General features: G+C 51.5%; 15 protein-coding genes. 13 read left to right on the forward strand and 2 right to left on the reverse strand.

The genetic code is table 11. The annotated features are described in order from the left end of the window. The first annotated feature begins 66 nt into the window (after positions 1–66). The 9 genes from hfq (at position 67) to rlmB (ending at position 9753) form a co-directional block, all read left to right on the forward strand. A complete protein-coding gene (gene hfq, locus BZG13_RS09485; protein ID WP_046074381.1) occupies positions 67–345 on the forward strand; it encodes an RNA chaperone Hfq in 279 nt (92 codons plus the stop codon). Positions 346–373: 28 nt separating this feature from the next. Next, the gene (hflX, locus tag BZG13_RS09490) at positions 374–1666 is read left to right on the forward strand and encodes a ribosome rescue GTPase HflX (protein WP_069361584.1); all 1293 of its coding nucleotides are present in this window, start codon (positions 374–376) and stop codon (positions 1664–1666) included. A gap of 49 nt (positions 1667–1715) precedes the next feature. Next, positions 1716–2876 (forward strand): FtsH protease activity modulator HflK, encoded by a 1161-nt coding sequence (hflK, locus tag BZG13_RS09495; protein ID WP_069361585.1) that lies wholly within the window; start codon positions 1716–1718, stop codon positions 2874–2876. A 2-nt stretch (positions 2877–2878) separates the two neighbouring features. Continuing rightward, complete coding sequence (gene hflC / locus BZG13_RS09500) at positions 2879–3769, forward strand: protease modulator HflC (RefSeq protein ID WP_069361586.1); 891 nt, start codon at positions 2879–2881, stop codon at positions 3767–3769. A gap of 92 nt (positions 3770–3861) precedes the next feature. Next, positions 3862–4047, forward strand: coding sequence for a DUF2065 domain-containing protein (locus BZG13_RS09505; RefSeq protein ID WP_077486451.1), 186 nt, complete (start codon positions 3862–3864; stop codon positions 4045–4047). A 117-nt stretch (positions 4048–4164) separates the two neighbouring features. Continuing rightward, entirely contained in the window at positions 4165–5463 is a 1299-nt protein-coding gene (locus BZG13_RS09510; RefSeq protein WP_069361588.1) for an adenylosuccinate synthase, read from the forward strand. 203 nt (positions 5464–5666) lie between these two features. Continuing rightward, a complete protein-coding gene (motX, locus tag BZG13_RS09515; protein ID WP_077486452.1) occupies positions 5667–6302 on the forward strand; it encodes a flagellar protein MotX in 636 nt (211 codons plus the stop codon). 217 nt (positions 6303–6519) lie between these two features. Next, a complete protein-coding gene (rnr, locus tag BZG13_RS09520) occupies positions 6520–9015 on the forward strand; it encodes a ribonuclease R (RefSeq protein ID WP_077486453.1) in 2496 nt (831 codons plus the stop codon). A gap of 3 nt (positions 9016–9018) precedes the next feature. Next, complete coding sequence (rlmB, locus tag BZG13_RS09525) at positions 9019–9753, forward strand: 23S rRNA (guanosine(2251)-2'-O)-methyltransferase RlmB (protein ID WP_077486454.1); 735 nt, start codon at positions 9019–9021, stop codon at positions 9751–9753. A gap of 78 nt (positions 9754–9831) precedes the next feature. Here rlmB and BZG13_RS09530 read toward each other — a convergent pair whose 3' ends face one another. Beyond that, positions 9832–10560 carry an Ig-like domain-containing protein gene (locus BZG13_RS09530; protein ID WP_077486455.1) on the reverse strand — a complete coding sequence of 243 codons (729 nt, stop codon included), beginning with the start codon at positions 10558–10560 and terminating at the stop codon, positions 9832–9834. A gap of 309 nt (positions 10561–10869) precedes the next feature. Here BZG13_RS09530 and rpsF point away from each other — a divergent pair, with 309 nt between their 5' ends. From rpsF to rplI, 4 genes are read left to right on the forward strand one after another with little or no spacing between them, the layout of a single operon-like run. Further along, positions 10870–11298 (forward strand): 30S ribosomal protein S6, encoded by a 429-nt coding sequence (rpsF, locus tag BZG13_RS09535; protein WP_069361595.1) that lies wholly within the window; start codon positions 10870–10872, stop codon positions 11296–11298. A gap of 8 nt (positions 11299–11306) precedes the next feature. Then, positions 11307–11609: a primosomal replication protein N gene (priB, locus tag BZG13_RS09540; RefSeq protein ID WP_069361596.1), complete on the forward strand. Its 303-nt coding sequence runs from the start codon at positions 11307–11309 to the stop codon at positions 11607–11609. Between the two features lie 16 nt (positions 11610–11625). Next, complete coding sequence (gene rpsR / locus BZG13_RS09545; RefSeq protein ID WP_021023493.1) at positions 11626–11853, forward strand: 30S ribosomal protein S18; 228 nt, start codon at positions 11626–11628, stop codon at positions 11851–11853. Between the two features lie 32 nt (positions 11854–11885). Then, entirely contained in the window at positions 11886–12335 is a 450-nt protein-coding gene (gene rplI, locus BZG13_RS09550) for a 50S ribosomal protein L9 (protein WP_077486456.1), read from the forward strand. A gap of 56 nt (positions 12336–12391) precedes the next feature. Here the strand turns inward: rplI and BZG13_RS09555 are convergent, their stop codons facing one another. After that, positions 12392–13138 carry a DUF481 domain-containing protein gene (locus tag BZG13_RS09555; protein ID WP_069361597.1) on the reverse strand — a complete coding sequence of 249 codons (747 nt, stop codon included), beginning with the start codon at positions 13136–13138 and terminating at the stop codon, positions 12392–12394. Positions 13139–13175: the final 37 nt, after the last annotated feature.

Here is a 13175-nt window from a genome sequence, read left to right on the forward strand (position 1 = left end):
ACTGACAAGGACGCTGCTTAACCGCGACAATTGACTACAATTACAAACAAATAAGGAAAAGAAATAATGGCTAAGGGGCAATCATTACAAGACCCATTCCTGAACGCGTTACGTCGTGAACGCATTCCTGTTTCCATTTACTTAGTAAATGGTATTAAGTTGCAAGGCCAAATCGAATCGTTTGATCAGTTCGTGATCCTGCTAAAAAATACGGTTAATCAAATGGTGTATAAACACGCGATTTCAACCGTTGTGCCGGCACGAGCTGTGAGCCACCACAACAATAACCAAGGAGCTGGTGAGCGTCCACAGGGCGAACGTCAGCAAGAAAAACCTGAGGAATAAAGCATTCTATTGCTAAGGAGTCTATCGCTTGTTTGACCGTTACGAGGCCGGTGAACAGGCTGTACTCGTTCATATAAATTTTACCCATGATGGCGAGTGGGATGATCTCAGCGAATTTCAAATGCTGGTGTCATCCTCGGGTGTCGACGCCTTGCAAGTTGTTGTCGGCAGCCGTCAGTCCCCTCATCCCAAATATTTTGTTGGAGAGGGAAAAGCCCAAGAAATAGCAGATACAGTGCAACAAGTCGGCGCGGACATTGTGATTTTTAATCACACCTTATCCGCGGCGCAAGAGCGCAACCTAGAGCAACGGTTTAAATGCCGAGTGTTAGACCGAACCGGATTAATCCTCGATATTTTTGCCCAGCGCGCGCGTACCCATGAGGGTAAGTTGCAAGTTGAGCTGGCACAGTTACGTCACTTATCTACCCGGCTTGTGCGAGGCTGGACTCACCTTGAGCGTCAAAAAGGCGGGATTGGCTTGCGTGGCCCGGGTGAAACTCAGTTAGAAACAGACCGTCGCTTAGTGCGTGATCGGGTAAAAGCGATTTTAAAGCGACTGGATAAAGTGGCGAAACAGCGAGAGCAAGGGCGGCGCGCTCGCGCACGGGCAGAAGTACCGACTGTGTCATTGGTGGGGTATACCAATGCGGGCAAATCGACCTTGTTTAATCGGATCACCGAAGCGGGGGTATATTCGGCCGATCAGCTGTTTGCCACCTTGGATCCGACATTACGCCGTATTGAAGTCGACGACGTCGGTACCGCAATATTGGCGGACACCGTTGGCTTTATTCGTCACTTACCGCATGACTTGGTCGCGGCATTTAAAGCAACGCTTCAAGAAACACAAGAAGCGAGCTTGTTGTTACACGTGGTCGATGCCAGTGATGAACGCTTTGGTGACAACATTGAGGCGGTCAACAGTGTGTTGGATGAAATCGATGCGGCGGATGTGCCTCATCTTATCATTATGAACAAAATAGATAGTCTGGATCAGGCTGAGCCTCGTATTGAACGGGACGAAGAGGGCGTTCCGAAAGCAGTCTGGGTGTCAGCGTTGTCTGGTCAGGGTATCGCGCTCATATTTGAAGCCCTTACCGAGCGTTTGTCTGGCACCATGGTGCGGCATCAATTACGGCTACCACCCAGCATGGCCGGACGAATGCAAAGTAAATTTCACCAGATGCGATGCATTGTCAGTGAAGAGTACCAAGATGATGGGCATCTACTTGTCGATGTCAGGCTGCCACAAACAGACTGGTATCGACTAGAAAAAAGAGAAGGCAACCAGCTCGGCGACTTTATCGTCAGTGATTAGGCTGCTAGAGTAAAAAATTATCGTCAGATCAATTTGATGGAGTGCGCGAATGGCGTGGAATGAGCCAGGAAACAATGGCGGTCCCGACAAAGACCCCTGGGGGAATCGTGGAGGCCGTAATCAAGGGCCACCGGATCTTGATGAATTGTTTAACAAACTAAGTCGCAAACTGGGCGGCTTAGGTGGCCGCAAAGGTAAAGGACCATCGTTCGGCGGTGGTATGGCAGGGCTAGGCGTCCTCGCGCTAGTGGGCATCATTGTTTGGGGGATTTCCGGGTTCTATACCATCGGAGAAGCTCAGCGTGGTGTGGTCTTACGGTTTGGTCAGTATGATCGTATCGTTCAACCGGGCCTGAACTGGAAACCAACTTTTGTGGATACGGTAAGCACGGTGGACGTGGAGTCGATTCGTTCGCTCAACAGCTCTGGCCTGATGCTGACCAAAGATGAAAACGTGGTCAACGTCGAGATGGACGTTCAGTACCGCGTGATGGATCCACAGCAGTATTTGTATAGCGTGACCAACGCCGATGATAGTTTGCGTCAAGCAACCGATTCGGCATTGCGTGCGGTCGTGGGTGACTCTTTGATGGATGACATCATCACCCGTGGTCGTCAAGAAGTGCGTGAGCGCACCCAAGTTGAGCTGAACGACATCATCGACAAGTACAAAATGGGCTTGTTGGTGGTGGATGTTAACTTCCAGTATGCGCGCCCACCTGAGCAGGTCAAAGACGCCTTTGATGATGCGATTGCAGCGCGAGAGGATGAGGCCCGCTTTATCCGTGAAGCCGAAGCGTATCGCAATGATGTGTTGCCGAAAGCAACGGGTCGTGCAGAAACGCTGAAAAAAGCGGCACTGGGTTACAAAGAGCGTACGGTTAACGAAGCTGAGGGTGAAGTCTCTCAATTTGAGAAACTGCTGCCTGAGTATCGTGATGCACCACGCGTGACGCGTAACCGGCTATACATCCAGACCATGGAAGAAGTATATAGCAATACCAGTAAGGTGATGGTGGATTCGCAAAGCGGAAACAGCAACCTCATGTATCTCCCACTGGATAAGTTAATGGGAGGCGCAGCCGTTGGCGCTAACCAGCGTAAAGAAACGTCGAGCAGCCAGTACGGTATTGAGCTTGAGCAAAGCTCGCAGCCTAAACAGCAAGAGTCGGCGCCGCGTTCTGGTTCATCACGAGAAGGGAGATACTAAGCATGCGTAAGATGATGATCCCCGTTGTCGTCCTAGCGGCAGTGGTCTTTTTGATGTCGATCTTCGTGGTGAGTGAAGGTGAGCGCAGCATTGTTATCCGTTTTGGACGCGTGCTAAAAGCGGACAATGATATTGCCAAGATCTACCAACCGGGTCTGCACTTCAAACTGCCATTGTTTGATCGCGTTAAGACCTTGGATGCGCGTATTCAAACCATGGATGATCGCGCTGATCGCTTTGTCACCGCAGAGAAAAAAGACGTTATTATCGACTCTTACGTCAAATGGCGTATTAAAGACTTTGGTCAGTATTATCTGTCCACAGGGGGCGGTAATAAATTGACGGCTGAATCTCTGTTGCAACGTCGTGTTGCCGATGGCCTGCGTGCCGAAATTGGTAATAAGACCATCAAAGAGATTGTGTCTGAAAAACGTGATCAAGTGATGGAAAGCGTCCTTGAGCGTGCGGCCAGCGAGGGCTCGCGTGATTTAGGGATTGAGTTGATTGACTTGCGTATCAAGCGTATCAACCTCCCGAGTGAAATCAGTGAGTCGATTTATGCCCGTATGCGTGCTGAGCGTGAGGCCGTTGCCCGTCGTCATCGTGCACAAGGTCGCGAGCAAGCGGAAATTATTCGAGCGCAAGCCGAGCTAGAAGTAGCGACAATTCTGTCCAAAGCAGAACGTCAAGCGCGGATCACTCGTGGTGAAGCTGACGCAGAAGTGGCGAAGCTATTTGCCAGTGCGTTCAAAAAAGAGCCTGAGTTCTATAGCTTTGTTCGCTCGCTACAAGCGTATCGTAAGAGCTTTGACAGTAAGAGCGATATGCTCGTTGTGGATCCGAAGAGTGATTTCTTCAAATACATGAAGCAACCTGAGGCGATAGAAAAGTAAATCGTTAGATGGGTAGCGACGCATAAAAGACAAGGTCCCGGCCTTGTCTTTTTTTATGTCGTCATCCCCTGTTTTCGACGTAGGAGGTAAGGATGACTAGCTTGTGGGGCGCGCTAGCGCTGGTATTAGYGGTTGAGGGGTTAGGGCCGATGTTACTGCCCAAACAGTGGSGACAAATGGTCATGGCTTTAGGTGAGCAATCTGACACCCAGTTGCGGCGTATTGGCGGTTGCTTGGTGGTGATTGGGTGTGTGTTGGCTTACCAGTTTTTAACCTAGCATTCAGTCACCTGGTACCGAGAAGAGCGGTGAAAATGTCAATACGGTTAAAAAATGACTGCAACCGAGTTTTTAAGGTGCTAGAATCCATTTTTAACTAGCTGCATATCGAAGAAGATGGGTAATAACGTAGTCGTTCTCGGCACCCAATGGGGTGACGAAGGTAAGGGAAAGATCGTTGATCTTTTGACTGAAGATGCAAAATACGTGGTGCGCTATCAAGGCGGTCACAACGCAGGTCATACTCTTGTCATTGACGGTGAAAAGACCGTCCTACACTTGATTCCTTCTGGTATCCTCCGCAACAACGTTAAATGCATTATCGGCAACGGCGTGGTGCTGTCCCCGGACGCCTTGCTGAAAGAAATGGGTGAGCTGGAAGCACGTGGCGTGCCGGTTCGTGAGCGCCTATTCCTGTCAGAAGCTTGTCCACTGATCCTGCCTTATCACATTGCGCTTGACGCGGCACGTGAGCAAGCACGCGGTAAGAAAGCTATCGGTACCACAGGCCGTGGTATTGGTCCTGCATACGAAGACAAGGTTGCCCGTCGTGGCCTACGCGTTGGCGACTTGTTTGATAAAGAAGCTTTTGCTGAAAAACTCAAAGAAGTGATGGAATTCCATAACTTCCAGCTCGAGCATTTTTACAAAACTGAGCCGGTGAGCTACGAAGAGACCTTGGCGAAAGTCATGGAGCAAGCGGACATTCTCACTGGTATGGTGATGGACGTCACCCAAGAGCTGGATGATGCCCGCAAGCGTGGTGACAAAATCATGTTTGAAGGCGCACAAGGCACCTTGCTTGATATCGACCACGGCACCTATCCGTATGTGACTTCATCGAACACCACCGCTGGTGGTGTCGCGGCAGGCTCTGGCTTTGGTCCGCGTCATCTTGGTTATGTGCTGGGTATCGCCAAAGCCTATTGCACGCGAGTAGGCGCAGGCCCATTCCCGACTGAGCTGGATGACGAGATTGGCATGCATCTCGGCACCAAGGGCGCTGAGTTCGGTGCGACCACTGGCCGTAAGCGTCGTTGTGGTTGGTTTGATGCGGTGGCAATGCGTCGTGCTGTGCAGATTAACTCGGTATCAGGCTTCTGCTTAACCAAGCTAGACGTGATGGACGGTTTGGAAGAAATCAAAATCTGCACCGGTTACAAGATGGCAGACGGTTCCACGGTTGAGGTGTCTCCACTAGCAGCTGACGCGTATGAGCACATCGAGCCTATCTATGAAAGCATGCCGGGCTGGAGTGAAAACACCTTTGGAGTGAAATCTCTCGACGAACTGCCGCAAGCAGCGCTCGATTACATCAAGCGTATCGAAGAGCTGACGGGTGTGCCTATCGATGTGATCTCGACCGGTCCAGACCGTAACGAAACCATCATCAAAGTGCATCCTTTTAATAGCTAAGCACGTGAGACGGTTCGATACTAAAAGCCAGCGTTGATCGCTGGCTTTTTTACTATTTTGGTGTGGCGTTGGAAGCCAGATCGCGTGAAAGCGGAAAAAACTTGCCGCCTTTGCTAAAGTCAGTATGCAAGGTGCCGATACAAAAAAGCACAAGGCGAGCGTGCGCGTTGCTGTTGGGTTTCTTGGTTGAATAGCGAGTAGGCATGAAGTTTCGAACGCTGATTTTTTCACTTTCTCTGACGACAGCGACGCTGACGACAGCAACGGCTCACGCGGACGTCGGGGCGGCTGTGCCATTATACGAAGAAAGTGAACTTATCACGCTGTTTGAAACCAACACTCACCTTGAGCGCGTCGAACAAGACGAATGCCAGCTCGTGCAAGACATCGAAGCCCGAGCTACCCGTGTCGGCTCTCCCGCCTACGAGTTTTTATATGGCGATATGCTGGCGTGGGGAGTGTGTGTGGATCAAGACGCGGATCTCGGTGTTTACTACATGAAGCAAGCGGCGCAGCAAGGGCTACCCGCTGCGCTAGAGCAAATTGGCCGTTACTACGCCAATGGCACGCTGGTCCAACAGGATCAACGTCGGGCGATTCCTTACCTGCGCGAAGCCGCTTCATTGGGTGATACGCGTGCCCGGATCCAACTGGCTGAGTTGCTAGTGGATGATGTCGGGTCGCCACTTGATTATGAAGACGCTTATCGCTGGTTATATCAAACCATCACCGCAGACTCTCGTACCCGCAACCGTATTTCAGAGCTTCGTGCCGCACTTGAAGCACGGATGCCACAGAATATTATCGCCCGCGCCAAACGGCGTACCAGCTATTGGTGACCGCGAAAGGCGCCAGTAGGCGACTTTATGCGCAAAATCCGTTACACTCTCTATACACATCTGTTCCCAATCTGATTTGATATGGCCGATGCGCCATGTTCCTCTCGTTGCCTGCAAGCAAGGCGCTGAAACAAAACGTCAAACTGCGATCATCGCGGCGCAATAGCGACAGTTTACAGATATAATGAAATCAACATACGCCAATAGGAAAAGGTCTATGTCGCAAGACACAGGTTCGACAAATAATACCTCAAACAACATCGCTGCGGATCCACACCAGGCACGCGAAGCGGAGAAATACGACAATCCGGTCCCCAGCCGAGAGCATTTGCTGGAAGTGATCCGCAGCTTCAAGGCGCCAGTGAGCCGCGATAATCTGTTTTCACACCTTGGCTTAGCTGGTGATGAGCAGTATGAAGGGCTACGTCGACGCCTGCGCGCCATGGAGCGTGATGGACAATTGGTGTTCACCCGTCGTCAATGCTATGCCTTACCCGAGCGGTTAGACTTGGTCAAAGGCACCGTGATTGGTCACCGTGACGGCTTTGGTTTTCTGCGCCCAGAAAGCAAAGGCAACCACGATGACTGGATTCTCCCTCACCACCAAATGCGTAGTGTGATGCACGGTGATGTGATTTTAGCCCAAGGTGTTGGCACCGATAAGCGCGGCCGTAAAGAAGCCCGTGTGGTGCGCGTAACCGAAGCGCGCCAAGGTCAGATTGTAGGCCGTTACTTTGTGGAAGATGGTATGGGCTTTGTCGTGCCTGACGATAGCCGCCTGGGCCAAGATATCGTGATTGATAAAGATCATACTCAGGGCGCGCGTATGGGCAATGTGGTGGTGGTTGAGATCATGCAGCGTCCGACCCGACAAACCAATCCTGTCGGTAAGATTGTTGAAGTGCTGGGGGAGAACATGGCACCCGGCATGGAAATCGAGATCGCGATGCGCACCCACGATATTCCTCATCAATGGCCGGATGCGGTGCTCAAGCAAGTGAAAAGCTTGAGTGAAGAGGTCCCAGAAAAAGCCAAAGAGGGTCGTGTCGATCTGCGTGATTTGCCACTGGTGACCATCGATGGTGAAGATGCCCGCGACTTTGATGATGCGGTCTATTGCGAACGTAAACGCTCGGGCGGCTGGCGCCTGTGGGTGGCGATTGCCGACGTCAGTTACTATGTGCGCCCTGATTCGGCGCTGGATAAAGAAGCGCAAAACCGCGGTAACTCGGTGTACTTCCCGAACCAAGTGGTGCCTATGTTGCCGGAAGTGCTTTCTAATGGCTTATGCTCGCTGAATCCGCAAGTCGACCGCCTATGTATGGTGTGTGAGATGACGATTTCAGAATCAGGGGCGTTATCTGGTTACAAACATTACGAAGCGGTGATGAACTCCCACGCGCGTCTGACCTATACCAAGGTGTCTCATATTCTGGAAGGCGATGAGGAACTGCGTGAGCGCTACCGCTCTTTGGTGCCGCACTTAGAAACGTTACACGATATGTACAAAGTGCTCAGTGGTGCGCGTCAGCAGCGTGGGGCGATTGAATTTGAGACGGTGGAAACCCAATTTATTTTCAACGCGCAGCGCAAAATCGACCGTATTGTGCCGGTGGAGCGCAACGATGCACACAAGATCATCGAAGAATGTATGATCTTGGCCAACGTTGCTTCGGCGCGCTTTGTGGAAAAACATAAAGAGCCGGCGCTCTTTCGTGTTCACGAAGCGCCAGGAGAGGAACGTCTTAGCGGCTTTAAAGACTTTTTAGGCGAGTTAGGCTTAAGCCTGAGCGGTGGTCTAGAGCCGACGCCGAAAGATTACGCGGCACTGATGCATGTGGTCCATGGTCGTGCTGACAGTGAACTGATCCAAACCATGTTGCTCCGCTCGATGAAACAAGCGGTGTATCAGGGGGATAACCAAGGCCACTTTGGTTTGGCGCTCAAGCAATACGCACATTTTACCTCGCCTATTCGTCGCTATCCAGATTTGCTGTTGCACCGAGCGCTTAAATACCTGGTTGCCAAGCAAGCGGGTAAAAACCAAGACCGTTGGACACCCACTGGCGGCTACCACTACTCGTTTGATGATATAGATGTGCTGGGTGAACAATGCTCGAAAACAGAGCGCCGTGCCGATGATGCCACCCGTGATGTGTCAGACTGGCTTAAATGTGAGTACATGCAAGATCACGTTGGCGATGAGCTAGAGGGCGTGATTGCTAATGTCACTGGTTTTGGTTTCTTTGTCCGCCTTAATGAGCTACATATCGATGGCTTGGTGCATATTTCTAACCTCGATAACGATTACTATCGCTTTGATATGGTAGGTCAGCGTCTGGTGGGCGAAGGCTCGGGTCGTGTGTTCCGGCTCGGCGATCAGGTGACCGTTAAAGTCTTGGCGGTGAACTTGGATGAGCGACAAATCGACTTTGAGCTGGTAGGCTCTGAGCGCAAAGCCCGTCGCCCGGGCAAAACCGCGCGCGATAAACGCAAGAAAGGCCGTGCGGAGTCGAATAAAGACCCGCAAGCCCGTCGTGAGCGAACCTCGGTTCGCCAACAGCTCAAACGCGGTGCGGTGCCAAATGTTGAAGCCGATAAGGCGCCTGCAGATAAAAACGGCAAAAAGCGTAAAGTGAAATCGCCAGCGGAAAAAGCGCGTAAGAAAAAGGCGAAGAAACAAAAAGTCAAAGCGGGTCAGAAAAAGAAGTAAATCATGAGTAATGAAGTAATTTACGGTATTCATGCCGTTAAAGCGATTTTAGCGACCGATCCTTCCCGCTTTATTGAAGTGATGGTGTTAAAGGGGCGCCAGGATGAACGTCTGGTACCTGTGCTCAATGAGATTGCGATGCTGGGTGTCAGTATTCAGCAAGTCGGCCGCAAAGCGTTAGACGACAAAACCCAAGGTGCATCGCATCAGGGGATTGTTGCCCGTGTCAAACCGGGTCGTCAGTACAACGAGAATGACTTGGAGGCGATCCTCGCCAATACCGAGAACCCCTTGTTGCTGGTGCTTGACGGTGTCACCGACCCGCACAATTTGGGGGCGTGCTTACGTACCGCGGATGCGGCGGGAGTCAGTGCGGTGATTGTCCCGAAAGACAAATCCGCGCAGCTCAATGCCACGGCGCGAAAAGTGGCCTGTGGCGCGGCTGAAGTCGTGCCCTTCGTGCGCGTCACCAACTTGGCGCGAACCATGCGTGCGCTCAAAGAGCAGGGCGTGTGGTTTGTGGGCACCGCAGGTGAGGCCGATCATGATGTCTACGGCACCAAATTAGTGGGGCCGTTGGCCTTAGTGATGGGCGCAGAAGGAGATGGCATGCGCCGTTTGACCCGTGAAACCTGTGATGAGCTGATCCGGGTACCAATGGCGGGCAGCGTGTCGAGCTTGAACGTGTCTGTCGCGACGGGCGTCTGTTTGTATGAAGCGGTGCGTCAGCGTCGCTAAATACCGCCTCTCTTGTTTACCGTTGAAGAAAAACGCCCCGGCTTGGGGCGTTTTGTCATTTTGGGAAGTGAAAAACCATTACAGTAATTGCCAGACCGCGGCGCTGCCTGGCTTTTCGCCTCGGGTCCACCACTTGGCACGATACTCAACCCCTTGATACAGGACGCGATCGCCGCCCACATACACGGTGTTTTCATCCCACGTTGGCAAGCCACTGGCCGGCGTCACGGTGACCGTGAATTGTGCTTGCGTGGTTTTGTCGCCATCGCTGACCTCGACCGTGACCACATAGTCGCGATTCTCCGTCACTGTGGGTGCGGTTAGCGATACTTGATCCCCGGTGCCAGAAACGGCCAGATCGCCGGATGCACGATAGGTGTAGCTGAGTGTATCGCCATCTGGGTCGTTCGCCTCAACCGTCACGCGGGTTTGCTCACCGCTTTTCAGGCTAACCGGGGCGATAGGTGCCACGGTAGGGGCTTGGTTTTCACCCGGTACCACCACCTCGATAGTCGCATTGGCCTCGGCATTGGCTTGGCCATCCGATACCGTCACCGACAGAGAATAGTCGGTGCTGGTGCTCACATCGGGGGCGGTCACTGTGACCGAATCCGTGTCGCTATTGGTCAGCGCCAACGCCGCATCACCTTGCCAGAGATAGGTCAGGGTATCGCCATCCCGATCGCGCCCATTGGCGGCAATGGTTAACGACGTTCCGGGCGCCACCGTATAGCTTTGCTGCGCAAGCGTGACTGTAGGAGCACTATTGACGGGTGGTTGACCATCCTGTGCTAAGCCCTCGTGCATCGCATTTAGGATATCGCCATTGTCGAGCGTGTAGGTTGTTGTTTTAATAGAATTAAGTGGCCTGCATACTCTATGTTTTAAGGGTGAGGGTAAGGAGCGTGTTACGATAAAAACGCAGCGAGGGCCTTGTGACGTTGTGGTGACACGGTGACAGAAAGATTGGCGGATAAAGAGAAAATCTGTTTGCTTATACCGCTGCAATTCTGTACTATCTCGCGCCTGATTCTCGGTCTTTTACTTTTCGTTCCTTGCTTCCGCTGGACGACCGAGCCAATTGTGGAAGCTGATTAATCCGTAAGGAGCAACTCAATGCGTCATTACGAAATCGTATTCATGGTGCACCCTGATCAGAGCGAGCAAGTTGCTGGCATGATCGAGCGTTACACTGCGTCTATCAAAGATGCAGGCGGTCAGATTCACCGTCTAGAAGACTGGGGCCGTCGTCAACTGGCTTACCCAATCAACAAACTGCACAAAGCACACTATGTTCTGATGAACGTAGAAGCTGAGCAGGCTGTGATTGATGAGCTGGAAAGCATGTTCCGCTTCAACGACGCGGTGATCCGTAACATGATCATGCGTACCAAAGACGCTATCACTGAGCCATCTGTGATGATGAAGGCTAAAGAAGAGCGTACCGCTAAGCGTGAAGATCGCCCTGAGCGCGAAGAGCGTGCAGAAGCGAAACCAGAAGCAAAAGCTGAAGCGCAAGCTGAAGGCGAAAACGCAGCTGAGTAATTGCTGTGATGACCAATCGGTTGGAGCTTGCTGGTGTTATCAGTAAAGGTCCGGTCCGTCGCCAAAGCCCCGCTGGAATTCCGCACTGTCACTTTGTGCTAGAGCATCGTTCCACGCAGGTTGAAGCTGACCTACCTCGACAAGTGTTTTGTCGCTTATCAGTGGTAGCCAGCGGGCAAGTGTCAACACAACAAACGCAACATTTAGCTTTAGGCAGCCATATCAAGGTAAGCGGGTTTCTCGCCTACCAAACCAGCCGACAAGGCGAGGGAAAATTGGTATTGCACGCCGACAACATCATAGACATTTAGATCAGGAGATAAGCCCATGGCACGTTTCTTCCGTCGTCGTAAATTCTGCCGTTTCACTGCAGAAGGCGTTACAGAGATCGACTACAAAGATGTAGCGACTCTAAAAAACTACATTACCGAATCAGGTAAAATCGTACCTAGCCGTATCACTGGTACTCGTGCTAAGTATCAGCGTCAACTGGCTCGTGCTATCAAGCGCGCTCGTTACCTGGCCCTGCTGCCGTACACTGACAAGCATCAGTAATCGGAACTGTCCAAGTTAGAGAGGATTGAAGAATGCAAGTTATTCTACTTGATAAAATCGGTAACCTGGGTGGCCTAGGTGATCAGGTAACTGTTAAATCTGGTTATGCGCGTAACTTCCTTATCCCTCAGGGTAAAGCAGTTATGGCAACCAAAGCCAACATCGAACATTTTGAAGCACGTCGTGCTGAGCTAGAAGCAAAAGTTGCTGAGCAACTGGCCGCTGCTCAAGCGCGTGCAGAGAAAGTTGAAGCACTAGAAGCGGTTGAAGTCGCTTCTAAAGCGGGTGATGAAGGTAAACTGTTTGGTTCTATCGGTACCCGTGACATCGCTGATGCTGTGACTGCAGCCGGCGTTGAAATTGCGAAAAACGAAGTTCGTCTACCAGAGGGCGCACTGCGTCACACTGGCGAGTACGAAATCAGCGTACAGCTGCACTATGACGTGTTCGCAACGGTAAAAGTAAACGTTGTTGCTGCGTAATTGCGCATCAATACGTTGATAAAAGACCAGCCTTCGGGCTGGTTTTTTTTCGTCTTTTATAGCCACTGATAACGAAGACCGAGTGTGAGCACGCTATCGTGATTTTTGAGTCCTGGTGGTACATCCGTCATATAATTGTGTTTGCTGGTTATTTTTATCGAAAGCTTCTCAGTAATGGTGGAAGCCAGAGTGACGGCGCCTTCCACGCTGGTATTACTGGCACCTGATATCACTATGCTTCTCCCCTCTAAGCGAACACTGTCGACCAGTTGCCATTCTCCTTTGGCCTGTGCACGAATCACCGGCTCGCGAACCGAGTAAGGCATGATGAGATCGTCATCGTCGATTTCATCAAGGTTGGGGCGCTGGTAGCGATACCCTGGCCCCACTTCTGTGCTCAGTGAGAGTGTGTCACTTTGCCACCATTGATGACCGAGTCCTGTCGCTAGCATAAAATCATCGAAATAAGGACCGTAGCGATCTGCGACATAGGTAGCGTTGAGTAAAACATAGCTGCGTGCGCTAATACCGCGGTTTGCTTGGGTTTCTAACTCGGTTTTACGTTTATCTTCTTCTCCATCTTTTTCCACTTGTAGCACGCTCGCGCTGGCTTGATAACGTGTTTGTTCGCCATCATATTGACCATTGACTTCCCCGTTGACTGTCTGTGAATCGGCATTGCCGCTCAACTGTTGTAGGCCTAAAGACAGCTCGCTTTGCCAAGGCGACGAATCGGCTTCCGCGGCGTGGCTATATGGCATAGACAGTGCGGACATCAGAAGAAAAAGAGACGGCGTTTTCATTATGAATCACCTATTGACAATATCGCGCCTTATCCTA

It is taken from the genome of Salinivibrio sp. ML323 (genome assembly GCF_001995745.1).
In the GTDB taxonomy this organism is placed as follows: Bacteria; Pseudomonadota; Gammaproteobacteria; order Enterobacterales; family Vibrionaceae; genus Salinivibrio; species Salinivibrio kushneri.